Source organism: Pontibacter sp. 13R65 (assembly GCF_047525655.1).
Taxonomy (GTDB): domain Bacteria; phylum Bacteroidota; class Bacteroidia; order Cytophagales; family Hymenobacteraceae; genus Pontibacter.
On record NZ_JBLIQL010000001.1, the window covers coordinates 9,252 to 34,480 of the forward strand.

20 protein-coding genes are annotated in these 25,229 nt (G+C 47.5%); 7 read left to right on the top strand and 13 right to left on the bottom strand.

Features of this window, described 5'->3' with window-relative positions; translation table 11 throughout:
* Positions 1–41 precede the first annotated feature (41 nt).
* From ACMA1I_RS00040 to asnS, 3 genes are all read right to left on the bottom strand, one after another.
* Positions 42–1,568: a hypothetical protein gene (locus tag ACMA1I_RS00040; RefSeq protein ID WP_337066183.1), complete on the bottom strand. Its 1,527-nt coding sequence runs from the start codon at positions 1,566–1,568 to the stop codon at positions 42–44.
* Between the two features lie 237 nt (positions 1,569–1,805).
* Positions 1,806–2,216 (bottom strand): hypothetical protein, encoded by a 411-nt coding sequence (locus ACMA1I_RS00045; RefSeq protein ID WP_337066184.1) that lies wholly within the window; start codon positions 2,214–2,216, stop codon positions 1,806–1,808.
* Positions 2,217–2,428: 212 nt separating this feature from the next.
* The gene (gene asnS / locus ACMA1I_RS00050) at positions 2,429–3,868 is read right to left on the bottom strand and encodes an asparagine--tRNA ligase (protein WP_337066185.1); all 1,440 of its coding nucleotides are present in this window, start codon (positions 3,866–3,868) and stop codon (positions 2,429–2,431) included.
* Positions 3,869–4,132: 264 nt separating this feature from the next.
* On the opposite strand from asnS, the gene rpoN reads away from it, so the two are divergent.
* The 3 genes from rpoN to ACMA1I_RS00065 all read left to right on the top strand — a co-directional run bounded on the left by rpoN (position 4,133) and on the right by ACMA1I_RS00065 (position 6,848).
* On the top strand, positions 4,133–5,584 hold the full coding sequence (gene rpoN, locus ACMA1I_RS00055; protein WP_337066186.1) for an RNA polymerase factor sigma-54: 1,452 nt from the start codon (positions 4,133–4,135) through the stop codon (positions 5,582–5,584).
* Positions 5,585–5,745: 161 nt separating this feature from the next.
* Positions 5,746–6,090, top strand: a complete 345-nt coding sequence (locus ACMA1I_RS00060) for a protein-tyrosine-phosphatase (protein ID WP_337066187.1) — start codon at positions 5,746–5,748, stop codon at positions 6,088–6,090.
* 137 nt (positions 6,091–6,227) lie between these two features.
* Complete coding sequence (locus ACMA1I_RS00065) at positions 6,228–6,848, top strand: hypothetical protein (protein WP_337066188.1); 621 nt, start codon at positions 6,228–6,230, stop codon at positions 6,846–6,848.
* A gap of 188 nt (positions 6,849–7,036) precedes the next feature.
* Here ACMA1I_RS00065 and ACMA1I_RS00070 read toward each other — a convergent pair whose 3' ends face one another.
* Together ACMA1I_RS00070 and ACMA1I_RS00075 are read right to left on the bottom strand one after the other, a co-directional pair.
* Positions 7,037–8,416, bottom strand: coding sequence for a T9SS type A sorting domain-containing protein (locus ACMA1I_RS00070; protein WP_337066189.1), 1,380 nt, complete (start codon positions 8,414–8,416; stop codon positions 7,037–7,039).
* A gap of 334 nt (positions 8,417–8,750) precedes the next feature.
* Entirely contained in the window at positions 8,751–10,124 is a 1,374-nt protein-coding gene (locus ACMA1I_RS00075; protein ID WP_337066190.1) for a T9SS type A sorting domain-containing protein, read from the bottom strand.
* A 401-nt stretch (positions 10,125–10,525) separates the two neighbouring features.
* Between ACMA1I_RS00075 and ACMA1I_RS00080 the strand changes: the two genes are divergently transcribed.
* Complete coding sequence (locus ACMA1I_RS00080) at positions 10,526–11,308, top strand: enoyl-CoA hydratase-related protein (protein WP_337066191.1); 783 nt, start codon at positions 10,526–10,528, stop codon at positions 11,306–11,308.
* Positions 11,309–11,581: 273 nt separating this feature from the next.
* On the opposite strand, the gene ACMA1I_RS00085 is transcribed toward ACMA1I_RS00080, so the two are convergent.
* Entirely contained in the window at positions 11,582–12,307 is a 726-nt protein-coding gene (locus ACMA1I_RS00085) for an ABC transporter ATP-binding protein (protein WP_337066192.1), read from the bottom strand.
* A 329-nt stretch (positions 12,308–12,636) separates the two neighbouring features.
* On the opposite strand from ACMA1I_RS00085, the gene ACMA1I_RS00090 reads away from it, so the two are divergent.
* A complete protein-coding gene (locus ACMA1I_RS00090) occupies positions 12,637–13,260 on the top strand; it encodes a DUF4142 domain-containing protein (RefSeq protein ID WP_337066193.1) in 624 nt (207 codons plus the stop codon).
* Between the two features lie 71 nt (positions 13,261–13,331).
* On the top strand, positions 13,332–13,904 hold the full coding sequence (locus tag ACMA1I_RS00095; protein ID WP_337066194.1) for a DUF4142 domain-containing protein: 573 nt from the start codon (positions 13,332–13,334) through the stop codon (positions 13,902–13,904).
* Positions 13,905–13,994: 90 nt separating this feature from the next.
* Here ACMA1I_RS00095 and uvrA read toward each other — a convergent pair whose 3' ends face one another.
* The 4 genes from uvrA to ACMA1I_RS00115 form a co-directional block, all read right to left on the bottom strand.
* Positions 13,995–16,895, bottom strand: a complete 2,901-nt coding sequence (uvrA, locus tag ACMA1I_RS00100) for an excinuclease ABC subunit UvrA (RefSeq protein ID WP_337066195.1) — start codon at positions 16,893–16,895, stop codon at positions 13,995–13,997.
* An 877-nt stretch (positions 16,896–17,772) separates the two neighbouring features.
* On the bottom strand, positions 17,773–18,186 hold the full coding sequence (locus ACMA1I_RS00105; protein ID WP_337066196.1) for a DUF202 domain-containing protein: 414 nt from the start codon (positions 18,184–18,186) through the stop codon (positions 17,773–17,775).
* Positions 18,187–18,310: 124 nt separating this feature from the next.
* Entirely contained in the window at positions 18,311–19,681 is a 1,371-nt protein-coding gene (locus ACMA1I_RS00110; RefSeq protein WP_337066197.1) for an alpha-amylase family glycosyl hydrolase, read from the bottom strand.
* Between the two features lie 90 nt (positions 19,682–19,771).
* A complete protein-coding gene (locus ACMA1I_RS00115) occupies positions 19,772–20,341 on the bottom strand; it encodes a TetR/AcrR family transcriptional regulator (RefSeq protein WP_337066198.1) in 570 nt (189 codons plus the stop codon).
* A gap of 374 nt (positions 20,342–20,715) precedes the next feature.
* On the opposite strand from ACMA1I_RS00115, the gene ACMA1I_RS00120 reads away from it, so the two are divergent.
* Complete coding sequence (locus ACMA1I_RS00120) at positions 20,716–21,147, top strand: group III truncated hemoglobin (RefSeq protein ID WP_337066199.1); 432 nt, start codon at positions 20,716–20,718, stop codon at positions 21,145–21,147.
* Between the two features lie 19 nt (positions 21,148–21,166).
* On the opposite strand, the gene ACMA1I_RS00125 is transcribed toward ACMA1I_RS00120, so the two are convergent.
* The 3 genes from ACMA1I_RS00125 to ACMA1I_RS00135 all read right to left on the bottom strand — a co-directional run bounded on the left by ACMA1I_RS00125 (position 21,167) and on the right by ACMA1I_RS00135 (position 24,860).
* Positions 21,167–22,246: an LA_2272 family surface repeat-containing protein gene (locus ACMA1I_RS00125; protein WP_337066200.1), complete on the bottom strand. Its 1,080-nt coding sequence runs from the start codon at positions 22,244–22,246 to the stop codon at positions 21,167–21,169.
* 353 nt (positions 22,247–22,599) lie between these two features.
* Complete coding sequence (locus tag ACMA1I_RS00130; RefSeq protein ID WP_337066201.1) at positions 22,600–23,463, bottom strand: TIGR00730 family Rossman fold protein; 864 nt, start codon at positions 23,461–23,463, stop codon at positions 22,600–22,602.
* A gap of 146 nt (positions 23,464–23,609) precedes the next feature.
* Positions 23,610–24,860 (bottom strand): ABC transporter permease, encoded by a 1,251-nt coding sequence (locus ACMA1I_RS00135; RefSeq protein WP_337066202.1) that lies wholly within the window; start codon positions 24,858–24,860, stop codon positions 23,610–23,612.
* Positions 24,861–25,229: the final 369 nt, after the last annotated feature.

Consider the following 25,229-nt stretch of genomic DNA (forward strand, 5'->3'; position numbering starts at 1 on the left):
CCCGGTTTCGGGGGAGGCGCTGCTGTTTTCGGGCCTGCTATTTATTTTTTAGCGAATTCTACAATTTTAAAAGTTTTAGACCGCCGGTCGTAGTAGCCATAGTGCAGCTTGTTGCCGTACCGGTATACGGTTCTTAGCTCAGGCTCCGGTTTTAGTTCCTGCTCATACTTCTCCAGCTTGTCCTCGAGCAGCACCATCTCTTCTTTTGATTCTACTTTGTTTAGCGTATTGCTATCAAGCACAGCCCTAAAATAGGTGCTGGTGCCGGGACCAGTTGGCATACTGGCGTTTCTGCCATAAGGGTCATAAAAGTAGTTGCTGTAAAACGGTGAGTTCAGGTAATAGCTTGGAATGCTGTAAGCCGGAGTCCAGCGCCCGGGCAGCATCATGAGCCCACGTGATGTCTGAATGTACCTATCTGGGGTTCGCACCATACGGTTGAGGTCTTGGTTACGGTTAGTGCCAGATGGCATTTGGTAAGAGCCAATAGTAAGTTGCAGCGTGCTATCGGCATCTGTTGCTACTGTTATGGCAGGCACACCATTAGCCAGGCTTTTCATCACCTTCGAGGTTTTTTCTATAACTGTATTATCTGGTGAGAAAAGTCCTTTTGCTCCTTTCTGGTACACCGGTGTGGCTTTTATGGCTATCTCCTCTTCTGAAGTATAGTTGTACTCCTTCAGCGGTGCCAGGGTGTTAAAGTCGAAAGCAGTCAGGTTGAGCCTGTCTTTATCCATAGTTACCCTGAATATTTTGCCCTGGTGGAGGAAAGAGTTAAATGCTACGCTTCCTTTCTGCTCAATCGCAGGCAGCGTACGGTAATTGGCCTTGCCCTCGTACCAGTTCAGCGTCAGGATCTCGGTAGTTGTTTTGGAGCCCTGGCCTTTCAGTAAATAGCCATCGAAGATCATGTAAATATGCTCATCGTCGGTATAGATCTTGCTTCGATGGTGCCCTGAGTAAACTGAATTGTCCATATCAGGGTGTACGAAGATCAGCTGTTTTTCCCTGTCCAGCCTGTCTCTCGACTTAGGCATTACATTCTCAAACGTCTTTTTTTCGAGTTTGCTGATGTAGTCGCTGCTGCGGTGCACGATCAGGTTGCTCTTATTGTCGGAGTACAACATATATAAGTGGTTGGGATCTGCAAAACCACCCAAAAACGTTTCGTTCCGGTCCTTTACAACTTCAAGGTCCTGAATGCTGCGGAAGGAGCCGTTCTCTCTGCTGATAGCAAAAGGACGCACATATTCTTTACGGCCATTCATGTAGCGGCTGTAGAAAATAAATTGATCCTCTGTTACCCGGGTGCCAAAAACATGCGGTTGCTGGCTGTAGCGGTATGGGATTTGGTGCGCGGCCAGTACTTCGCCGGTGGGGGAGAGTAAATTAAAATATAGGTTATTGCTCTGGTAAAAGTAAATGCAAACGTTTCCTCTGTCATCTGCCAGCGTTACAAGGTCTTCGGCGCGGCGCAGCGGCAAATCAAGGTTTGCAAACTCTTTCTGGGCACTCGCCAAGGTGGCAAAAGTGACCATCAGGAGCATGGTTAAAAGAAATTTGCGCATAGGATTTATCTAAAGTATATGTAGGAGTATAACGAGCAAAATTCCAGCCAAAGTGTGTGCTATTCTTAAGAAAATGAAGCGGTAAGGTGGTTTTTAACTCAAGCAGCTTTTAGGTTTTATATTAGATTATTTTAATTTTTATTCTGTGTGGTACGGAGGTAGCTGGTAGGCGTAAAATCAAATTCTGCTAATAAAAACACCCTTCTGGAGGCATTTTGAGCATAAGGGCACAAAGGGTTATGGGGTGGTTATCCACCTTAAGGCGATGGCTGGATCGGAGAAGTTTTTAACAACAAATTTAGTTACGCCCATTGCCTCGGCTCTTGTTACCACAGATTCAAGAGCGATCAGGTGAAAAACATTGTCGGGGAGTACGCGGGCCAGTTTCCTGAGCTTTGTCTGTGAGAGGAGTTCATAGAAAGTGCTCGACATCCAGGCTTTTGTTTCGGCAGATAAAGAGGTTAAGGTTTTAGCATTAGCTATAGCCAGTTCTACCTCTGTGTCTAGAAGCACTTCGTACAGCTTGGTTCCTCCTGTTTTCATTTCTGCATATGAAATCGGCCGAAGCCATATAGCCCGGAGTAAATTTTGAGCAGTGTCGACTTCTATCTTATAGAAATCTGATTCGTAGAAGGTAATAAAGGGCATAGGGCCAGCATTTGTAAATAATCAATACAAAAAAATTTGTTAAAAATTTTGGTGCTATTCCTCTGGAAGTTGCTGCACCAGCTCCTGTTATTAAACACAGCAAATTATACCCATTCTAGATTTAGGGCCTAAGTTTTCTATATGTAAGAAAGGTTTTGATGCTCCAATATATAAAAAAAGCCCGATATATAAATCGGGCTTTTTTTATGGTGCTAGAACTCTGCGTTCTTCGGTGTTCTTGGGAAAGGAATTACATCGCGGATGTTGCCCATACCCGTTACAAACTGCACCAGGCGCTCAAACCCGAGGCCAAAACCGGCATGCGGGCAGCCACCGTAGCGGCGGGTATCGAGGTACCACCACATTTCCTCTGTCGGAATGCCGATCTCGTCCATGCGCTGCGTCAGCAGTTCCAGGCGCTCCTCGCGTTGTGAGCCACCTACAATCTCGCCAATTCCTGGGGCCAGAATATCCATGGCCGCCACTGTTTTGCCATCGTCGTTCAGGCGCATGTAAAACGATTTAATGTCTTTGGGGTAATCGGTTACGATCACCGGCTTTTTAAAGTGTTTCTCTACCAGGTAGCGTTCGTGCTCGCTCTGCAGGTCTACACCCCAGGCCACCTCGTACTGGAATTTCTTCTTTTTGTAAGCCGGAGATGCCAGGAGTATATCAATGGCATCGGTGTAGGTAATGCGCTCAAACTGGTTGCTTACCACAAACTCCAGTTTTTCGAGCAGACTCATTTCATGGCGCTCTTGTTGCGGCTTGGCTTTGTCTTCTTCCTGCAGGCGCTGCGCCAGGAACTCCAGGTCCTCACGGTTTTGCTCCATGGCGTACCGGATCACGTAGCGAATGAACTCTTCGGCCAGGTCGGCGTTCATTTTAAGGTCATAGAAAGCCATTTCGGGCTCAATCATCCAGAACTCGGCCAGGTGGCGGGCGGTGTTGGAGTTTTCGGCCCGAAAGGTAGGGCCAAAGGTGTAGATATCGCTGAAAGCCATGGCCGCCAGCTCTCCTTCCAGCTGCCCCGATACTGTCAGGTTCGTGGCGCGCCCGAAGAAGTCCTCCTCAAAGTCGATTTTGCCTTCTTCGGTGCGGGGCAGGTTGTCGAGGTCCAGTGTGGTTACACGGAACATTTCGCCGGCTCCCTCTGCATCGGAAGCGGTTACGATCGGCGTGTGCATGTACACAAAGCCACGCTCGTTAAAGAACTTGTGCACTGCAAACGCCAGCGTGTTGCGCACCCGGAACACAGCGCCAAAGGTGTTGGTGCGGAAGCGCAGGTGTGCAATTTCGCGCAGGAACTCGAGCGAGTGCGCTTTTTTCTGCAGTGGGTAGGTTTCCGGGTCGGCTTTGCCAAGCACCTCAATGGTTTTGGCGATAACTTCGTAAGCCTGACCTTTGCCCTGCGAGGCTACCAGTTCGCCGGTTATGGCCACACTTGCGCCTGTAGTCACGTCTTTCAGCGTCTCCTCCGGAAACTTCTCGGCATCGGCCACTACCTGCAGATTCTGGATAGTGGAGCCATCGGTTACGGAAATAAAGTTTACATATTTGTTGCCGCGCTTGGTGCGCACCCAGCCTTTAAGCAGCACATCGTTGCCGACCTCGGCACCTGTTAGCAGTTCTTTTATTTTTATGCGTTGCATCTGTATGTGAATAGCGTATTGCGATTTTTAAACTAATTTATTCAGAATCTGCCTGCCAGAGGCATCAGGCCACTTGTTTTTCTGTGGCATTAAGCCAGCATAACCTCATTTGAGGTGCCGGTTTTACCTTATTGCCCTTTTCAGCAGCCTGGCAGATATCTATGAACCTTCAAAGTAACGATATTTTAACCTTTTTTGTAAATGAGAGTAAAATTATCCTAAATTTGAAGGAGTGTAACATACATCCCGATTAGTTTATACCCTATGCAGCGACTCGACTTAAGACAACTTTTATCTCAGAAGTTATCGCCGCAGCAGATACAATTTATCAAGCTGCTACAGATACCTACTGTTGAGTTGGAAGCGCGCATAAAAGAGGAAATGGAGATAAATCCTGCGCTGGAAGAAGGGCGTGAGGAGTCTGACACCGACACTTACGAGGACGCCTCAGGCGATGATTACGAAGGTGACGATGACTATGGCAACGACGACGTAGATATAAAAGATTATATTAACGAAGACGAAATAAGCGGCTACAAAATGCAGGGCGACCGTGGAGGCGACGACGACGATGACCGCGAAATGCCCATTGCCGTTACTACCAGCCTTACCGATAACCTGCTCGACCAACTGGGCTTCCTGAACCTCGACGACAAGCAATATGCCATTGGCATGCAACTTATTGGCAGCATAGATGGCGATGGCTACATACGCCGGGAGCTGAGTTCTATTGCCAACGACCTGGCATTTTCGCAGAACATAGAAACGAGCGAGGAAGAGATAGAGCTGGTGCTGCAGATGATCCAGACTTTCGACCCGGCCGGTATAGCTGCCCGCGACCTGCCGGAGTGTCTGCTGCTGCAACTGATGCGCCGCGAGCAAGACAGCACTACCAGGCTGGCAGAACGCATTATTTCCGATGCCTTCGATGAGTTTACCAAAAAGCACTACCATAAGATTCAGGCACGGTTTGGCGTGTCGGATGCGGCTCTAAAAGAGGCAGTAGACCTTATTATAAAGCTAAACCCGAAACCAGGTGGCGCGGGTGCGGGCATGACCCGGGTGCAGTACATTATCCCGGATTTTATACTGACCAACGAAAACGGGCAGTTGCAGCTCTCGCTCAACTCGCGCAATGCACCAGATCTGCGCATTAGCCGCTCCTACGCCGACATGTTCGATGCCTATGAGAAATCGGACAAAAAGGACAAGAAGCTGAAGGAGACGGTAACGTTTGTAAAGCAGAAGCTTGATGCCGCCAAGTGGTTTATAGATGCCATCCGACAGCGGCAAAACACGCTGCTCCGTACTATGGAGTCTATCATAAAATACCAGCACGACTTCTTTTTAGAGGGAGACGAAAGCCTGCTGCGCCCCATGATCCTGAAAGATATTGCCGAAGACATCGGCATGGACATCAGTACTGTGAGCCGCGTAGCTAATAGCAAGGCCGTGCAAACAGAGTTCGGTATTTATCCGCTAAAGTACTTTTTCTCGGAAGGCATTGCTACCGACTCTGGCGAGGATGCCAGCAGCCGCGAGGTAAAGCATATCCTGAAAGAGATCATCGACAAAGAAAGCAAGCGCAAGCCGCTCTCCGACGAGAAGATAGAGAAAATGCTTAACGACAAAGGCTACAATATTGCCCGGCGCACCGTGGCCAAATACCGCGAGCAGCTCAATATTCCGGTGGCTCGCCTGCGCAAAGAGCTGTAGGAGCCAAAGCAGCTTAAGCTTTTAAGAGTATACGCTAAGATGGCGAATAGTAAGGAGTAGTCAATTATTCTAATGAAAAAGACCTTCCGGAGGTCTGAAGCCCATTGTTATGCTAAGGGTGGTTGCTCTGGCACCAAGGCAGAAACTGAAAACAGGAGAAAGTGACAGAGAGACCCAATATACTGGTTGTTTGCGGGCGCAATATAAGAAGGAGCAGGACGGCAGAATATATATTTAAAAACGATATGCGGTTTGCCATCAGGTCGGTTGGTCTGAGCCCCAAAAGCGAAAGGCAGCTAAAAGACAAAGACCTGGTGTGGGCCAACCTGGTTTTGGTAATGGAGCGGGGGCAGGGAGCCAGAATAAAAGAGAGTTACTGGCACCTGGCAGTACCACCCATCGATGTGCTTCATATAGCGGATGAGTACGAATACCTAGAGTCGGAGCTGGTAGAGCTGTTAACAGAAAGAATAAATAAATCTTTAAACGTTGCCTTCCAAATCTAACAAGATCATTTCGCTAAACAGCTGCAGATTAAAATATACGCCGTGCTTATTATTTTCTGCTTGTAGCTACACGCTTTTTCACATTTCCTGCCTGTTCCATTTTTTTACCCAGACCAATACTTAATTGCCATAGATTTGTGAGCCATTCTCTTGCCAGGTTTTTATCAGTTATTTTTCACCCGCTGCTATTACCTACTTACCTGTTTGCTTTCCTGTTTTACTACCTGCCTGCACCGGTGCTGTCGCTGCCGGTAAAAGCGCGTTGGATTGTGCTGAGCCTGATCTTTTTCACCACATTTATTATTCCAGGGTTAGGAGCGTACACCATGGTGCGCACAGGCCATGTAGATACGCTGGAGATGAGCAGGCGCGAGCAACGGAGCTTGCCTTTGCTCTTTACAGGTGTATGCTACGCTGTTACAGCCTATCTGCTGCAGCGGGAAAATATTTTTGACCGGCTCTTTTTCGTGATCATGGTTATTCTGGCCACGTCTGTATTTCTTACTTTTTTAATATCGTTGTTCTGGAAAATAAGCGCGCACAGTGTGGGCATGGGAGGTGCGCTGGGGTTGCTGCTGGTGCTAAGCCGGCTCTCACCAGATACTTATATGGTGCCGCCACTGGCCATGTGTATTTTTGTGGCCGGAGCCGTTTTGTCGGCCAGGCTCTCGCTGCACGTGCACACGCCGGCACAGGTCTATGCCGGTTTTGGGAGTGGCCTTTTACTCGCATTGGCCGCTGCTGGTCTCGCTTTATAGGCAAACTCTACCATAAAATAAAAAAGCTCCTGCCAAACTATGTGGCAGGAGCTTTTTTGTGGAAGCTGCTTTCAGTTTATAGCAGATTCGGAACAAGCAACCGGAGGAAAGGCATGGCAATTCTTCTAATAAAAATACCCTTCCAGAGCCTTTTTTTACCTGTTAAGACCAAGGGTGGCACCACCTTGTTATTGTTTTATTATTTTTCTGGTTATACCAGCTTTGTTAGTATCCACAACCCTAACCATGTATATGCCGCTTGGCAGTTGGCTCATGTCCACAACGGCTTCGCCACGCACTTTATTAAGCTCATATACCTTTTGGCCGGTAAGGCTATGGATACTCAGGCTGGCATCTTGCACCTTGGTAGGGTCTAAAGCTATTTTCAGGTTACCTTGTGTTGGGTTCGGGTAGAGCTGCAGCGCAGATGCCAGTACCTCGTTTTCGGCAGAAGTGGTGTTGACATTTACGAAATCGCTGTACTCAAAACGGCTGAGGTTTACATACTCCTCAGTTTCTTCGTCGTAGCTTTTGGCAATGATCTGGGTTACCTGGCCATCGTTATCGCGGGTTATCTCTGTTGTAATGTGGGCTATAATTCCCCAGGTGGTACCTAAGTTAGCTTCTGTTTTTAATTCAGAAAGCGTCTGCGGGCCTAGGTACGTTTCGCCGGATGTAAGGCTTACAATGGTCATTCTGATTACCGGCATCCAGGTTTGGCCTGCCTGCATAGCCTGTTCAAGAACAATGGTGGCAGTTTGGTTTTGTGCGTCTGTGGTATAGGTGTAAGTTCCTTTTGTAGTTACCCATTCTTCCTCCTCCTCATCGTAGTATTCTTCTATCGCACTTTTCATCATGCCGTTTTCGTAGGTTATTTCAGTCATCCGCTCAACCTCCTGCCAGGCTCCGTTTACCCAGTCAGAGCTTGTGCTGGCAACAGGGTTTGTGCCTGAGCCGTTGTAGGTATATTCTGTTTTGCTGCTGTTGGTCCAGGTGCCATTTTCATACTCTTCTTCTAAGGTTTGCTCTATGCGGTTGCCGGTGCCGGTGGTGTAGGTGTATCTGGTGCCGGAGGCTAATTGCCAGGCGTTGTTTACCCATTCGTCTTCTGCCATCAGCTTAAGCTGCCCGGTTTGGGCATCGTACTCGTTCCTTTCTCTGGACTCGTTTACCCAGGCGCTGCCATTTCGGGTTTGGTTGGTGCGCTCAATCTCATTGCCTTGGGCATCATACGTAATGTTAATGCTTTGTTTGGTTACCTCGTTTTCAGGCAAAGATCGTTCGGTTATGCTCTCCCAGAGCCCTTGGTTGTTGTAGGCATAGGTGTAGTGTACCTCTGGCAGCCAATCGCCCTCTTCTGCGTCCCAGTAAGATTGGGTTTCCTGCTGGGCTACCCGTATGGTTGCGAGCCTGAGGTTAGCAAGCCGCTCGGCCTTATGGGCCATAGCAACCTTGGCTAGCTTACCCTGTACTCTCTCTACAGAGGGAGTTTTAGTAGACTGAGCGGCACAAACAGAGCCATACAGTGCCAATACAGCACTTGATAAAGTTATTAGAACTCTTTTCATAGTAATAAATGGGTTTGAATAAATAAAAAGGTTTGAAAATTAAGAGTAGGAAAATCCGGTACGGCATTATCCGCAACGTGCTGGAGAGACTTGTGGTATTATGAATTTATAAAAGGGAATTAGGACTCTTTTTCTTTTATGCCAATAGCTACCCACAGCAACAGCTTGGAGGAACTCCTGAAAATGGTTATTGGCAAAATTGAAATAGGCTTAGCGACAAATAGCAACAGAAATGCTATTACGAACAGAGGTCATCCTACAAAGCATACAACATATGCTGCTTTTCAGGATTAAAATATTTTATAAGGTATGAATAGTAATGGAAATCAGCAAGTTACTGTTTTACTATTTTTTTAGTTACACCTGCACTGTTAGTGCCTTTTACGTTTACCAAATAAATGCCGCCAGGTAAATGAGCTAGATTTATAGTCGCCTCGCCACGTAAGTCAGCCAATTCATATACTTTCTGGCCGGTTAGGTTATAGATGCTAACCATAGCCTCTTGTGTTGTGGTGGCAGCTAGGGCAATATGCAGCAAATCTTTGCTGGGGTTCGGGTAGAGCATTACAGCTGTTGCAGGTATTTCATCGGCAGCGCCTGTTACTGTTATGTTTATAAAGTCGCTATACATATGCTTTGCAAGGTTAACGTAAATAAGATTACCCTGGGGAGTGTAGCTGTAGGTCTGGTAAATAAACTCGGTAAAGCCTCCGCCTTGCGGTTCGTTAATGCCATATCCGAGCAGGCTATTCTCGGTGTCTACGAGCCATTGGCCATTTACAAGCACCTCCTCTTTGTGCTGCATAAAGTGGCCGTTAGACAAGTACTCTTCCATTATTTTTCTTTCCAGCACTGTACCGGTGCCATTGTACCTGTGCACTTCTTCTTCGGTGATATTGGCTAGCGTGGTGGAGTTGGTGGTGTAGGTAAAGGTATGGAAGCTTGTATTCTGCCACTCTGTAGAAGTCCGGGTTTGCTTTACATAGCTTTGTTCCCGCTGATCTGTTAGGTTGTAGGTAATGTTAGCAAAGCGTTGCGTTGGAGTCCAGCCAGTTTCTGTATGCGTGTAATTGGTTTTACTTTCCGGTAAGGTGCCATTGCCTGTGTAGCTAAATTCTTCTTTATCAGCATTGGTCCAGGTGGTTCCTCCGTATAGCTGCTTCACCACTTGTTCTACCCGGTCGCCAGGGCCATAGGTGTAGTTATAGCGGTGAGCATGCACCAGCTGCCAGGAAGCATTATGCCACCTGAAAGTAGCCATGTACGTTACATGACCCTGATCATTGTATTTTGTTCGGGCGCGAGTGGCGTTAACCCAAGCTCCGGCCTCGTTTTCCTGCATAATGAGCAGAGTGTCGCGGCCCTGGGCGTCGTACTGATGCGTGATTAAGCTCAATAGCTTATTTTCTGTTAAGTCTTTGGTAGTAAGTTGAGAACGCCAGCCGTGGTTGTCGTATTCAGAGTTATGCTCGTACAGAGGTGTCCAAGTGGCAGTAGCATCGGACCAGGAGTATTCAATTTCAGTTTGCGGAACCCGTATGGTTGTCTGGGTGGCATGGAGCTGCTTGTTTAACGTTTGTGGCAGGAGAGGTGTAATGGAGTTTTGTAGAGGAGGTTTTACCTGGTTGGTTGGCCGAGTCTGAGCCTTAGCACCGAAACCAGCGCACAGGAGTAGGCCTGCCACCAAAATGGCATTTAAATTTTTCATAGTTTTATAGATAAAAGTGGTATTGCGCGTATGTTCTTACTAGGCAGCTGCTACACAGTTACCTGGAACTGCTGCTTCGAAGCTTAAGCAATAATGATGCTAATAATAGAGAAACGGTATATTTGATGGTAAATTATTTTAATAAATATTGAAATAATGCCGGAAATGCAGCAAATTAAATTGAAATAATCAAAAATTTGTATTACCAGGAAGGAAAGAATAGCTGAAGGTGCAGTAAGGCATATGCAGGTGCAGACTAGTTAAAAATGCTGGCTTAAGCTGGCAGTTGTCCTTTTCCGGACACATAATTCAATCCTGTCCCTTTCCGGACAGCGTGATGTGCCAATGGGAGCTGCTTGCACTGCCTTAGCCAATCTATTGTAAACTAAAAGCAGAAATATATGACTTACGGATGCCTTCTTTATAATGTACAGGATGGGATCGCCACCATCACGCTAAACAGGCCGGAAGTTTTCAACGCCTTTAACGACGAGCAAAGCTATGAGCTACAGGATGCGCTAAAGCAGGTAACACGCGATGAGCAGGTGCGGGTGGTCATTTTAACAGGTGCTGGCAAGGCTTTCTGCTCAGGTCAGGATCTTAAAGCAGCTGCTTCAGCCGATCAACGAGACCTGTCGGAGTCGCTGGAGAAACGCTATAACCCTATTATAAAAGCAATGCGCCACCTGCCCAAGCCCATTCTCTGCAAGCTGAACGGAGTGGCAGCAGGGGCAGGCTGCTCGCTGGCGCTGGCCTGCGATCTGATTGTGGCATCTTCCGCTGCTACTTTAATTGAGGTATTTGTAAATATTGGTCTGGTTCTCGACTCCGGCTCTTCTTTCTTTCTGCCTCGCCTGGTTGGCTCTTTAAAGGCATTCGAGCTAAGTACTTTGGGCTCTAAAGTAACTGCTGCCGAGGCGCTGCAGCTCGGAATGGTAAACAAAGTAGTGGAGCCAGCAGAACTGGATACAGCAGTGGCTGAGCTGGCAGCACGCTATGCGGCAGCCCCGACCAAAGCCATCGGCCTGATGAAAAAGATGCTCAACAAGTCTTTCAACTCATCGCTGGAGCAGATGCTGGAGTATGAGGCATATTGCCAGCGCATTGCCGGTAACTCAGAAGATTACCAGGAAGGCGTGGCTGCCTTTAACGAAAAGCGCAAACCTGTTTTCAAAGGCAGGTAACAGTGCTGTCGGCCTGCTTGTCATGTACCCGTATTTTGGTTAACCTATAATTCTGAAATTATTCTAATGAAAAGGGCCTTCCGGAGGCATTTCAGAGATTTCAGATGCTAGGCTTTTGATTGCTTATTAATTTAGTCTCTCTGTTTCTTTCAGACACTTGCAGATGCTTTTCCACATCAGCACCTTGTCACTTTTAATGAATTATTCTAATAAAAACGTCCTTCCGGAGGTGTTTTGAAATTTATACGCGAAGGCTTGTTTATAGGCACCCGCTTAAAAGGAGTAGCCTACCGAGAGTTTGAGCTGTGGGAGTGGAGTTACCAGAATGGAGCCGTTGGTGTCGCTGATTATTTTCTTGCCAACAAAAAGGTCTTCCAACAGTTCATCTGCATCGCGGGAGAAGGCATACTTCAGGCGTGCTCCAATACCGCCGGCAATCTCCAGGGTCAGGTGTTGGGTTAGCCGGAACTGGCCACCTAGTTGGTAGGCAAGGTCAAAGGTATTGAGGTAAAGCCGGCCCACATACCGAACGTTAGGATCGGTTTGATTGGGCTCAGGTAACCCAAATAACTTGTAGCTGCTGTCCTGAAACAAAATAAACCGGTAGCCAAACGTAGGGCCATGGAAAAAGCCGAAAGGAGCACTTCCTTTCTTAGAAGTGTAATGCCGCTGACTCATTCTGATGCCAACACCATGTGTGTTTACTGGTTTATCGCGCGAAAAACGGGAGTCACCGTCTTTTAAATAAATGCGGTTAATATAACTTAGTCCAATTTCGTTGCTCACAAAACCAGTGCGCGACCTTTCGTAGCCTACATAAATTTCGCCCAGGCCTAGCTGCAAAGGGTGCAGCTTTATTAGTTTATCGTGTGCCGGGTTGGCTGGCGCCTCAAATTTAGAATCTATGGCCTGCTCGTCCTGCGCCTGCACCGAGAGGAGCGGGATCAGCAGCAGAAAACCAAGTATATAAATTGCCCGATTTTTGAATGATAATGCCATAAATAGTAAGATTTCGTTATAGATAAACTATTTACTAAGAAGCGCTAAAGTGCATCTGTGAATTAAATTTAGCGCAGGTTTACAAATTATTTGTAAAGTTACCGAAACCATCCGAACCTTACCTACTCTTCAGCTAATTTCGGAATTAGGTATTTATACGTTATTCTTAGCCTTTATTTATCTTGCCTGGTGATAAGTACCAGTGCTAAAGGCAAAATAGCACTGGTTCACCTTGTTCCGGAATGGCTGCAAATAAAACTACTTACCTGCAAGGGCGTATATTACTTTATTTACAGCAAAAATTTGTATTATTAAAAGTATATAAAACTATGAAAAAATTAGCACTAACCGCATGTATAGCTGGCTCATTTCTCTTTGGAGCCACTTCGTGCACATCAGACAACAACAAAGACAGTGTAGACCAGGCTCAAGAGACAAACGAGCAGACTTTTGAGGATACTTCTATGCAAGACCGTAAAGTAGACCAATCTGATTTTATGACCCGTGCAGCCAGCGATGGCAAGTTTGAGGTAGAAGCAGGTAAACTGGCGCAGCAAAAGGGCCAGAATGCGGAGGTGAAAAAACTTGGCGGCCAAATGGTAACCGACCATGAGAAAGCCAACACTGAACTGAAAGCCCTGGCTCAGAAGAAAAACATTACCTTGCCCGATAGCATGAGCCGCGAGCACATGGATAAGCTGCAAAGTCTGAGAGAGAAAAATGGCGCTGAATTCGACGAAGAATACGTGGGTGCTATGGTTGATGCGCACGACAAAGCAGTTACGCTTTTTGAAGATGCTGCCGAAGGCCTGGAAGATGCCGAGGTAAAAGCCTTTGCCTCCAAAACTCTGCCTGTTCTGCAACAGCACCACGAGCATGCTAAAAGACTGGACGAAACGATGAGCAACACAGCTGGAACCAACACTAACCGTGCTACCCCAAGCAGACAATAATCTTTAAATCATAACTAAAATAGAAGCATCTGTAGGAAACCTGCAGATGCTTCTGGTTTATGGAAAACACGATGAACAGAACATTTTCTACTTTCCTCGCATTGTCTTTTTTAATTTTCGCCTTTAGCAGCTGTACCTCCGATGACAGTATTCGGCAGGCAATGGAACAAAGTGTGCAGCAGTTTGAAGAGGCAGGCGTGCAGAATATGGACAACGATGCCCTTTTTGTGGCGGAAGCAGCCAGTGCTAACATATTGCAGGTACAACTGGCTGGCTTGGCAGAAGCACAGGCCGTGAGTCCGGAAGTGAAAAACCTTGCCCAACGCATGTCTGCAGATCATGGGCGTATGACCGATGAACTGCATAACATGGCTAACCAGAGTAATTTTGTGCTTCCAACAGAACTGGGTGCTGCGCATCAAAAGTCATATGATAATGTAGCAAATCGCTCTGGCCTTTCTTTTGATTTATCGTATATCAAAACCATTGTAGGAGAACACCAAAACCTGCTAGGGCGGTATGAAGATATGGCTGAAAATGGCGTTACCATGGAAGTAAAACAGTATGCTTCCAGGCAAGTGCCCCTGCTACGACAGCACCTGCAGATTGCCCAGAGCCTCGAAAGCAAAATCAATAGCATTTAGTAAAAAACACGTTGTGCCTCACCACAAAAAAGCCGCTCCTGTTACAGGAGCGGCTTTTTTGTGGTGAGGTATTAAAGAGGCTTTCTATTGCTAAGCCTGTTCTTCCTGTTCAAGGTAATGACTGGTTTTGAGTTCTTCGGCCAGGAAGCGTGATGTATAACCTTTGCCGGAGGCAGCTACCTCTTCTGGTGTACCCCAGGCTACAATGGTTCCTCCGGCTTCACCACCTTCAGGGCCAATATCAACAATGTAGTCGGCAATTTTTATAAGGTCGAGGTTGTGCTCTATTATAAGCACGGTGTTGCCTTTATTTGTGAGCTTGTGGAGTACATCGGCCAGGTGTTCAATGTCCTGGAAGTGCAGACCCGTGGTAGGCTCATCTAGGATATAAAACGTTTTGCCTGTGTCTTTCTTCGAGAGCTCTGTAGCCAGCTTTACGCGCTGCGCCTCTCCACCAGAAAGGGTGGTGGCCTGCTGGCCCAATGTAATGTAGCCGAGACCAACATCGTTTAGCGTAGCTATTTTACGCAGAATGCGGGGCTGGTTATCGAAAAACTCTACGGCCTTCTCTACTGTCATGTCCAGCACGTCGGTAATGCTCTTGCCTTTAAAACGTACTTCCAAGGTTTCACGGTTATACCGTTTGCCTTTGCACACTTCGCAGGGCACGTACACGTCCGGCAAAAAGTTCATTTCGATGGTGCGCATACCAGCTCCCTCGCAGGCTTCGCAACGCCCGCCCTTCACATTAAACGAGAAACGGCCAGGGGAGTAACCTCTGATTTTTGCTTCCGGCAAGGAGGCAAATAGTGAGCGTATTTCTCCAAACACACCGGTATAAGTGGCTGGATTAGAGCGTGGCGTACGGCCAATTGGTGATTGGTCTACCTCAATAACTTTGTCTATCAGGTCCAGGCCCTCCAGGCTCTTGTAAGGCAATGGCTCGCGCTTGGCCCTGAAAAAGTGCTGGTTCAGGATCGGGTACAGCGTGTCGTGGATGAGCGAAGACTTGCCACTGCCCGATACGCCCGTTACACAAATCATCTTGCCTAGTGGCAGCTCCAGTGTTACGTTCTTCAGGTTATTACCAGTGGCACCAATTAACTTCAGCGATTCTCCAGTGCCCGGACGTTTAACACGCGGTATTTTTATGCCGCGTCGGTTACTCAGAAAGTTGGCAGTAGTAGTACCGGCCTGTAGCATCTCAGCAGGTGTGCCAGCCGTTACAATCTGGCCACCGTGTATACCGGCGCCCGGACCAATATCTACCACATAGTCGGCCTGCAGAATCATGTCTTTGTCGTGTTCCACCACAATAATGGAGTTGCCAAGGTCGCGGAGGTCCTTCAGGGCGTTGATGAGGCGCTCGTTGTCGCGCTGGTGCAGGCCTATGCTTGGCTCATCCATTATATAAAGCACCCCTACCAGCTGCGTTCCGATTTGAGTGGCTAGTCGTATACGTTGGCTTTCGCCACCAGACAGCGTGCGCACAGGGCGGTGCAGGCTCAGGTAATCTAAACCGACATCCAGCAGAAAGCCTATACGTTTCCGTATCTCTTTCAGTAGCTCCCGGGCAATCGTGTTCTGGCGTTCACTCAGGCGTTCTTCGAGATTATGGAACCAAGCGGCCAGCTTGTTTATGTCCAGCACAGAAAGTTCGCCAATGTTTTTGCCATCTATCTTAAAGTGGAGCGACTCTTTTTTGAGGCGGTAACCGTTGCATTCAGGGCAGGTGGTAGTTTGGGTATAATCTTCTATCCAGGCGCGGATGTTATCGGAATCAGACTCCATCTGGCTTTTCAGAAAATGGATGATGCCTTCGAACTCAATAATGTAGTTGCCTTTTTTTGTGTTTACCTCCAGGTCTTCTTCCAGACCATAAAGCAGCACCTTTAGCACTTGCTCCGGCAGATCTTTGATAGGAGTGGCAACCGATACCTTGAAATACTTAAACAGTGCCTCCACCTGCTTAAAAATCCAGATGTCGCGGTACTCGCCGAGTGGTGCAATACCTCCGCGGCGTATGCTCAGGCTCTTGTCCGGAATTACGGTTTCTTCTGTAATCTCTTGTATCTCGCCCAGGCCATTGCACACAGGGCAGGTGCCGTAGGGGGAGTTAAAAGAGAAGGAGTTCGGAGCCGGATCGTCGTAAGCAATGCCAGTGGCCGGGTCCATGAGGTGGCGCGAGAAAAAGTGTGTCTGGTTCGTGTCGGCATCCATTACCAGCACCATGCCTTTACCATGCGTGAGCGCGTTCTGGATGGAGCTGGAGAGGCGGAAGCGGTCATCTTCCTTCACCGCAATTTTATCAATCACGATTTCGATGTCGTGAATCTTGTAGCGATCTACCTGCATTTTAGGCGTGATCTCTACCAACTCCCCATCTACACGGGCGCGTATAAAGCCCATTTTCCGGATCTGCTGGAACAGTTCGCGGTAATGCCCTTTTCGACCTTTTACCACCGGTGCCAGAATAACCAGGCGCTTGCCATCAAAATTTTCCATGATGTGGTGCACGATCTGGTCATCGCTCTGGCGCACCATTTTCTCGCCGGTCTCGTAGCTGTAGGCATCGGCGGTGCGTGCCCAGAGCAGGCGCATGAAATCATAAATTTCGGTAATGGTGCCTACGGTAGAGCGAGGGTTGCGGCTTGTCGTTTTCTGCTCAATAGAAATTACCGGCGACAGGCCTTCGATCTTGTCTACATCGGGGCGCTCCAGGCCACCCATAAAGCTGCGGGCATAGGCCGAGAAGGTCTCCATGTAGCGGCGTTGCCCTTCGGCATAAATAGTATCGAAAGCCAGCGACGATTTGCCAGAGCCACTTATACCTGTAAATACCACCAGCTTGTAGCGGGGCAGTTGCAGGGTTATGTTTTTGAGATTATGCTCACGGGCGCCGTAAACTTCTATCTGCTGTGCCTCTCCGTTAAATGAGGGGGCTGCAGTAGCGATGCCTGCGTTATCAGTTTGCTCTTGGTTAAAAGCCATTCAGAATATCTTGATTTTAAAAAGCAAAGGTACAAAATTACTAGTGTTCTGCTGCGCAAGTCACTAACCCTTCTTAACAGATTATTAAGTAAATAGGTTTAAGCAATGCAGGAGCATCTTTAGAAATTACTTTAAAGGTGCCTTATACCTAAAAGCTTATATGTTGAGATTGTATCTGCAAACCTTGCTGTGCAGCAAAGAAGAACCGTTATTTAGCATTAATCCGAGTTGTGCGGTAGTAGCTAATTGCTACATGGTCCTTTTTCATCCCCTCTTTTGTCATCCCCTTGGGATCTTGTGGGGGAGAGGCAATAGCAATGGCTACTTTTAGTCTAAGTTCGCTTAGTTTCGTCTCAGCTGTGGCATTGGAGTGAAGCTGTTTTATTGCCAATGTCTTTGTTCTTTTTGTCTTGATACAAAAAGAACAAAAAAAATCAAGACGATTTTGTCTAAAGGGGGCCCCTGCACCCCCACTCGCTGAACGCTCTTTAAAGAGGGCCCCCTTCCCCCAACAAAAAATCGTCATTATGTGCACCTGGCTCGGGTGTTCGCTTCGTTGCCTCCTGCCGCAATATGTACTAGGAACTGCGCACGCTGCGCTGTCTTACCCTTTATATTGCAAATCAACACTGTTTAGTAATTAGCAATCACCAACTAATAAGCAACAACTAATTCTTCTAATGATTTTTGCCTTCCAGAGGCGTTTTAGAGTTTTAAGCCATAAGGCCCTTAATGAGGCATGGTTTTACAAGAAGCCACTCATAATTTTGAATTTCTAATTTTGAATTTAGCGCTGCTGCGCTATCAATTCTTCTAATGAAAATGCCCTTCCGGAGGCTTTCTGAGTTTATATGACTCGGGGCCGGGTAGGGAGTGGTTAAGGTTTAGGTGCAGTGCTCTTTGATTTTTCTTGTTCTTCCTCCTCTTCCTGGGCATCTACTTCGGCCAAAACAGGGCTGGTTGGAGTATAGGCGCGGGTGTGGTGCAAAATTTCGCTTCGTTTTCTGCTGAAGCGCATGTAGCCAAACACACCCATGCCGATACCGGCCGGAATAGCAAGAATGCCCAGCCCAATGTAAACCAGATCATCGAAGAGTTTAATAAAGGTGAGTCCGCCCAGGACCATGGCCATGGCTGTTCGCTCATAAGACAGGAACGTGCGCTCGTTGGCAAGTTTGGTCCGCTCCATAGCTAGGCTATCGCGGATCTCCATGTTCTGCTGCTTTTTAAGCTTGATTGCTTTTCTTAAGTCTCGTCTGGCTTTTCTGGTCAGTATTTCCTTTATTCCCATAAAATGATATACGGTGGCTGCAGTAGTGTGGATTAATGCTTTTACACTACTTTAAAAGAGTAGATATTCTATTGGTAAAGTCGCCTTAGGTGCCGGAAGCACAATGTTCCTGAACCTGCCACTTTTACTGGCACTGCAGGATATAGGTCCAGTTGGCTGGCAGGTTTTCTAAAACAAGTTTCCTGTTCTGTACCTGGTATTGTTGCTGGTCGATTAAGTTGGTAAGCTTGCTGCCTTCGGGCAAATCTGTTTTAAGGATTAAAGTTGTCGGAGTATCTGCTGCGTTTACGGCTACTATTATATGGTCTTGGTCGGAGTGGCGGGCAAAGGCAAATTGCTCGTGCGCTACAAATAGCTGCTCGTAGGTGCCGTGGCGCAAGGCGTGGCTTTTTTTCCTAATCTCGGCAAATTGCCTGATGGCTGCCGGCAGCTCCGGATGTGGCACGTTGCCGATAGCTTCGGGAGTGGCAAATGCAGGTCGTAGCGGTGCATCGGTGTGGGGCAGCTTGGTTCCGGCTATGCCCCACTCGCTCCCGTAGTAAACAGATGGAATACCGGGCATTGTAAAGAGCAGTGCATGGAGAGGGTAAAGGTGTACCGGGTTCTTCAGCGTGCTGGCAATGCGGTTCACATCGTGGTTATCGGCGAAGTTGTACAGCGTGAGGTGCCGGTAAATACCCTGCTCCCCAAACAGGCGGTTAAGCGAAAAGGCCAGCTCAAAATAGTTGCGGTCGTTGTGGCTCGAGTACAAGCCTTTGTAGCATTCGTAATTGGTGGTGGAATCGAGCATTTGAGGGTTTGCCCACTGCCGGTAATCGCCATGAATAACCTCGCCCATTAGCCAGAAATCGGGGCGGAGATTTCGGCAAAAGTCTGCAAGTTCGCTTAAGAAATTATGGTCCATTACGTCGGCTGCATCCAGGCGCAGGCCATCTATGTCAAACTCCTCTACCCACATCCGAACTGCTGCAAACAAATGGGCGCGTACCTCTGGGTTGTGCAGGTTCAGTTTTACAAGGTTATAGTGGCCATTCCAGCCTTCGTAAGAAAAAGCGTCACCGTAGGGGCTTTGGCGGTTAAAGTCTATACTGGCAAACCACCCCCTGTAAGGAGAATTAGAGCCATTGGCTTGTAGGTCTTTAAAAGCCCAAAAATCCCGGCCGACATGATTAAACACGCCATCCAGAATAAGCTTTATACCCTGCGCATGCAGTTGCTTTACCAGTTCTGTTAGTGTACTGTTAGTACCCAGTCGCCGATCTACCGCAAAGTAATCAATGGTGTCGTAGCCGTGGGTACCCGCTTCGAACAGTGGCCCCAGGTACAGAGCATCACAGCCCAATTCCTTAATATGGCCAATCCAGTCTTGTATGGCAGCCAGTCTGGGTTCGGGTGGTGCCTGTAAGTCGTTTTGAAGCGGTGCTCCTGTTAATCCTAATGGATAAATATGATAAAAAGTGGCTTCAGTAGCCCAATGTGCCTGTAATCTGTTCATAACCTAAATTTAAAATTTGTATACCGATTGGTATAATACTCTGTACTGATTGGTACACAAATTTTGGCAGGAAAGTTCATTTTGCTGCCATCAGGAATAAATACCATAGGAGAACTGTTGCACTGCCTGGTGCACGGTGAATTCGCTGAGATCAGTTTTTTGGTGCAAAGCCTGAACAATATAAGAGTTAACCATACCCAGAAAAGTAGCGGCATACACTCTTTGCCTTCCGCGCATGTTGCCATGATGGTTGGCGGCTTGCTGAAACATACTCTCCAGTAACTGGTGCTGCTCTCGTATATAGGACGTTATAATCTGGGAGGCTTCGTTTTCAGGATTGGCAAACCAGGCGGCCAGGTGCATCTGGTACAGGGTAGGCTGCTCCAGGGCAAACTCAAAGTAGCAGGTTACTACCTGCCGCAGCGAAAGGGGCAGATCGGAGGTGTAGGCCGCTGCTTCGGCGAGCTGCGAGAGAAAAGGCGCGAACCGTTCCTGCATGAGTGCTTCCAGCACACCACGTTTGCTGCCAAAATAGTGGTAAAGCGTTGGCTTTTTTATGCCCGCTGCTTCAACCATTTGTTGCACACCCACCGCATCGTAGCCTTTTGCTGCAAATAGCTTTAAGGAGCAATCAAGAATAGTGGAGCGGTTGTCTGCCATACAAGTGTCGTTTAAGTGCCGGTTCAGCAGGTTCGTGATAGCTAAAACTGCACCTGTGCCAGCAACACAACCTGTTTCTGAACTGCTGCAGCCTTAGACAGACAACGGCAAATTATTGTTCGTGTTACAGTTGAGGAGTTTATTAGTGCCGGCGCTGACAAAGATCATTTTATGTGCTAAGGCAATTGCGTAATCTTGCTAAAGGTTCTTAATGGGGTAAAAGGCCTTCTTGTAAATACAGGTAAAATACCTCTGGAAGAGGGTTTTTATTAGAATAATTTAACTAAAGCGTATTTCTGAATAATTCTCCGGGCCGTGCGGGATATCCTGCTACGGCATTAGTCATGCAATAGGTTTAACAGCAAGTAAAGTGTATGAGAGATATTGAAAGTGAAGCGGATATAAAACTTCTGGTAGATAACTTTTATGAACAGGTGAATACCGATGAGTTGCTTTCGCCTGTTTTTAACGAGTTTGCCAAGATAAATTGGGATACACACCTACCTGTTATGTACAGTTTCTGGAGCACGGTGCTGTTTGGCTCTGTAGCTTACAAGGGCCAACCATTTCCGAAGCACCTGCGCCTGCCAATCGGTAAAGCGCATTTTGAGCGTTGGGTACTAATGTTTACCGCTACCGTAGACAAGCTCTTTGCAGGTGCCAGGGCAGAAGACATCAAGTTTAAAGCAAAAAGCATTGCCCCGTATTTCCCAGATGAAGATGGGGTTATTTTCTATGGCTTCGGCAAAGCTGGTGTAGAACGTAGCAAAATAAAAGGCCAGTGCTACATACAGACTGACCTTTAACTGAATGGGGTGATTTACTTTAGAATCTCAAGCCAAGGTTAAGTCCGGGCCAAAGTATAACCCTGGTATTGCGGTGCACCTTATTGTACAAGTTCCAGGGGGCTATGTCCATGCCTCTTCCGGTAGCCTCGGCGGTAGGAGGGTAGTTAGAGTGCATTACATTAAAAGTAGCTCCTAACAGCACAGCAGTTCTTCCTCCCAATTCTCTTGCGCCAACCAGGCGCACCTGGTGCATCTGGTTAGTGCTTCCGTCGGTCCAGATTTGATTTTTTGCGATGTTGTAGGTTAGCAGGTCCAGGTTTACATCGGCACCTGCTATGTTACCGAGTATGGTGCCGAGGCCAAGGCCGTATGCAAGGTAATAGTCATCTTCTTTCGGCCGCCAGCCCAGCGCCAGAATGGTATAGAGCTTTCTGGTACCCATTTTAAAGGCCGCATTTCCGTAGAGTGTTTCGCCAGCCCAGACCTCACCACGGTAGTAGCCATTTTTGCGCACAATGTTTATGAGCCCTAAGGTACCACCACCAACAGAATCGGCTATGTTTACTACTCCCACCTGTAGCCCCTGAATGTTTTTGGCTATGTTAACGGTGCCTAGCTGTAGTCCTTTCGATTTTCCGCCGGCCAGGTTTACTATACCACTAGTTTGCACACCATCTACACCATCGCGAGCCAAACTAGCTATGCCGGAAAGCTGTAAGCCACGTGCATTGCCTTTTGTTGCGCTTACAATACCAGCAATCTGAGCACCTGTTACACTCTCTCCTGCAGTATTAAGAATACCCCCAAGTTGTAGCCCTTTTACCGGCCCTCCCACCAGGTTTGTGATGCCTGCCACCTGCGCACCACACATAAAACTCTTGTCGATGTTAAAAAGGCTGCCCAGCTCAAAGCCACTCACACCGCCATTACGACCTCCGAGCAGGTTGAACGAGAAAGCACTGTAGTAGCGGTCGCCCATAGCGCCGTTGGTGCCAACACCAGGTACTACTGAAACCTGGCCTGGTCTGTATTCTAGTTCCGGCACAGATTGTTCCTGCGCAAAGGCAACTTGTAGGGCAGAAGCTGTTAACAGCATGCCCAAAATCAATTTTTTCATAGTGTGTGTAGTAGCTTATAAATTTCTGTGCAAATGTATACAACAACCAAAGTATTGTATATTTATCATTCCTAATATTTTAAGCACAAAGATTACGCCATAAACTACCATTTGCAGGCACAAAAAGAGCAGACCTCTCGGCCTGCTCCCATATATGTAAAAAACTGTAAGGAATTACTTTGTTTAACTAAAGTAGCAGCCAGGTAAAAGCGTCTGCCAACTCTGCGGCACCATGTAAAACGGAAGGAGCCAACCTGCTTAAGCATCTGACCTTTGAAGGTCATAAAGCTTCCGGAAGGCGGTTTTCATTAGCAAAATTTACGCTTTGGCAGGGTAGCTTGCAGCATAAAGTGCTAGAAGTTAGGTGACAACAGGTACTTGCTGTAGAAGTCGTCTATAATTTTAACTGCTTCAGTGGCATCGTCTACAATATGCACGAGCTCCAGGTCCTCAGGGCTGATGTTGCTCTCCATGTTCAGCATTACGTCGGCTACCCATTGCAGCAGCCCGTCCCAGAAGGAGCGGCCCACCAGAACAATCGGGAAAGCACCTATTTTCTTTGTCTGGATAAGCGTAATGGCCTCAAAAAGCTCGTCGAGTGTGCCAAAGCCGCCCGGCATTACAATAAAGCCCTGGGCATATTTTACAAACATCACCTTTCGTACAAAAAAGTAATCGAAGTTAATGAGCTTGTCTGAATCTATATAGATGTTGTTGAACTGCTCAAAAGGAAGCTGTATGTTCAGACCAACCGATTTGCCACCTTCGGAATGTGCGCCTTTGTTGCCGGCCTCCATTATGCCAGGGCCACCGCCTGTAATTACACCGTAACCGTGGCGTACCAGTTTGGCGGCAATTTCTTCGGCCATTTGGTAATATTTGTGTGTGGATTTGGTGCGCGCCGACCCAAAAATTGAAACGCACGGCCCGATTTTAGCCAATTTTTCAAACCCTTCTACAAACTCCGACATTACCTTAAATATTTGCCAGGAGTCGGCAATTTTTATTTCGTTCCAGTCTTTATCTACAAAAGCTCTGCGAATACGAATGTCTTCTTCGGAGGCAGGTGGCGCAGTGGTTTCGCCGCTCTCACGCAAGTCGGTAATAGTCTTTGCCTTGTTATCGTTGGCATCTGGTTGTAAAATGGTCTGGCCACTTCCGGTGTTCAGTGCTTCTTCGTTGAGTTTGGTTTCGCCTGTTTTTCTGAGTTTTGTCATAGTTGTTTCGTCTTCATCTGCAGGAAACCTGTTCCTGCGGCACTGCATATAACTGCAATTGCCTTCTTCTACATAAATTTGATCCGCTATACCTTGTTACGTAACTCAATGCTGAGCCCATGGGAGGTATAACGTTTAGTTTTGCCTTATTTCGAGCGGATCGCCATAACAGGATCCAGGTTAGCGGCCAGCACAGCCGGAATAATGCCAGAGAGCATGCCTATCACCGCCGATACGCTGAGCCCCAGCATGATGTTTCTTAGCGAGAGCATTATCTCCATCATGTCCTGTGGAATAAGCGTGAGCAGGAACACCAGCAAAATACCGAAGCCGCCCCCTAACAGGCTCAGAAACACGGACTCAAACAGGAACTGAAACAGAATAAAGAAATTTTTGGCACCCAGCGATTTTTGTATTCCGATGATGTTGGTACGTTCCTTAACGGACACAAACATAATGTTGGCAATGCCAAAGCCTCCTACTAAAATGGCAAAACCGCCAATTACCCAACCTGCTACGCCGATAACGCTGAAAAGGCTGGTAACTTGCTCGGCCACCATTTCAGAGCGGTTGAGGGCAAAGTTGTCTTCGTCGCGCGGCCTGAGTCCCCTTATATTGCGGAGCAGACCCTGGGTTTCGTACTCCAGTTCCTGCAGTCCTTTATCGTCTTCGCGCCCTTTTATGCCAATGGTGGTATACACACCCTTTGGGCCGGTGGTGTAAATTTTACTGAAGGCTCCAAACGGTATAATGCCCTGCTTATCTACGTTCGACATGCCGAACATGCTTTCGCCCTGCTTTTCCATTACGCCGATAACGGTAAATTGCTGGCCTTTTACTTTTAGCTGTTTGCCTAAAGGGTTTTGGTTCGGGAATAAGCCCTCGGCAATAGCATTGCCAATAATAATCACGTTCTGCGACGCGTCTACTTCCTGTTGAATAAAATAGCGACCTTCTTCTATAGGAATGTCCCGTATCTTGTTAAAATCGTAAGTGGCGCCAGACAAGATGGCGTTGGAGTAGCTGCTGTTGCGGTACTTAAAGGTGTTGCCGCCCCTTTCTGAGAAAATGGCAATGCCTTCGGCCATGGTTACGTTTCGCTCCAACTGCCGGAACTCACGGACAGTGGGCTGTGGGCGGCGTAGGTATTCCCACCAGGGCCTTCCGCCGGGTCCAAAGGTCCAGGGCTGCGTTTGCACATAAATTACCCGCTCTCCTACAAAGCTCATTGCCTCCCGCACATTACGCTCCAACGAATCGACTAATGTGAAAACAGAAATAATAGCGAAAATACCGATAGTTACTCCCAATAAAGAAAGTATGGTGCGGAGCAAATTCGATTTTAGCGCCTGCCAGGCAAATCGGAAACTCTCAGCTATCAGGCGCAGGTAAATCATAGTTCAGGGCAAAGGCTTGTAATTCTGTTAAAGTAACAATATTTATTTAAACATGCTCTTCCTGTAGGTTGAATTTTTGTTAAGAACAAATGCCGGAGTCGTTCCTATAGCTACCTAGGTCGTAAAGACTTGTGCAGCAACTGTATGGTGGCCCTAGGGCCTGTGGGCTGAGTAGTTTTACGAGCTGACGCAGCCGGTTAAGCTGTGTATGAGGTGCGTAAATTATGCGGGTCGGGGGCTCTGGTTTCTAGGGAGCAGCTGTAAAGTGGGGGAGAGCTCGCTGTAAACAGTACCAACCAGAGAGGCCCAACGAAAAGAACAGATTTTTACGACTGTGTCAGATAAAACTTGTATCTTTGCAACAATTTT

Coding starts and splice junctions, on each gene's coding strand:
- ACMA1I_RS00040 (WP_337066183.1), bottom strand. CDS start 1,568: ATGCGCAAATTTCTTTTAACCATGCTCCTGATGGTCACTTTTGCCACC.
- ACMA1I_RS00135 (WP_337066202.1), bottom strand. CDS start 24,860: ATGATTTACCTGCGCCTGATAGCTGAGAGTTTCCGATTTGCCTGGCAG.
- ACMA1I_RS00080 (WP_337066191.1), top strand. CDS start 10,526: ATGACTTACGGATGCCTTCTTTATAATGTACAGGATGGGATCGCCACC.
- ACMA1I_RS00085 (WP_337066192.1), bottom strand. CDS start 12,307: ATGGCATTATCATTCAAAAATCGGGCAATTTATATACTTGGTTTTCTG.
- ACMA1I_RS00115 (WP_337066198.1), bottom strand. CDS start 20,341: ATGGCAGACAACCGCTCCACTATTCTTGATTGCTCCTTAAAGCTATTT.
- ACMA1I_RS00130 (WP_337066201.1), bottom strand. CDS start 23,463: ATGACAAAACTCAGAAAAACAGGCGAAACCAAACTCAACGAAGAAGCA.
- ACMA1I_RS00095 (WP_337066194.1), top strand. CDS start 13,332: ATGAACAGAACATTTTCTACTTTCCTCGCATTGTCTTTTTTAATTTTC.
- uvrA (WP_337066195.1), bottom strand. CDS start 16,895: ATGGCTTTTAACCAAGAGCAAACTGATAACGCAGGCATCGCTACTGCA.
- ACMA1I_RS00070 (WP_337066189.1), bottom strand. CDS start 8,416: ATGAAAAGAGTTCTAATAACTTTATCAAGTGCTGTATTGGCACTGTAT.
- ACMA1I_RS00120 (WP_337066199.1), top strand. CDS start 20,716: ATGAGAGATATTGAAAGTGAAGCGGATATAAAACTTCTGGTAGATAAC.
- ACMA1I_RS00125 (WP_337066200.1), bottom strand. CDS start 22,246: ATGAAAAAATTGATTTTGGGCATGCTGTTAACAGCTTCTGCCCTACAA.
- ACMA1I_RS00105 (WP_337066196.1), bottom strand. CDS start 18,186: ATGGGAATAAAGGAAATACTGACCAGAAAAGCCAGACGAGACTTAAGA.
- ACMA1I_RS00045 (WP_337066184.1), bottom strand. CDS start 2,216: ATGCCCTTTATTACCTTCTACGAATCAGATTTCTATAAGATAGAAGTC.
- ACMA1I_RS00110 (WP_337066197.1), bottom strand. CDS start 19,681: ATGAACAGATTACAGGCACATTGGGCTACTGAAGCCACTTTTTATCAT.
- ACMA1I_RS00075 (WP_337066190.1), bottom strand. CDS start 10,124: ATGAAAAATTTAAATGCCATTTTGGTGGCAGGCCTACTCCTGTGCGCT.
- rpoN (WP_337066186.1), top strand. CDS start 4,133: ATGCAGCGACTCGACTTAAGACAACTTTTATCTCAGAAGTTATCGCCG.
- ACMA1I_RS00090 (WP_337066193.1), top strand. CDS start 12,637: ATGAAAAAATTAGCACTAACCGCATGTATAGCTGGCTCATTTCTCTTT.
- asnS (WP_337066185.1), bottom strand. CDS start 3,868: ATGCAACGCATAAAAATAAAAGAACTGCTAACAGGTGCCGAGGTCGGC.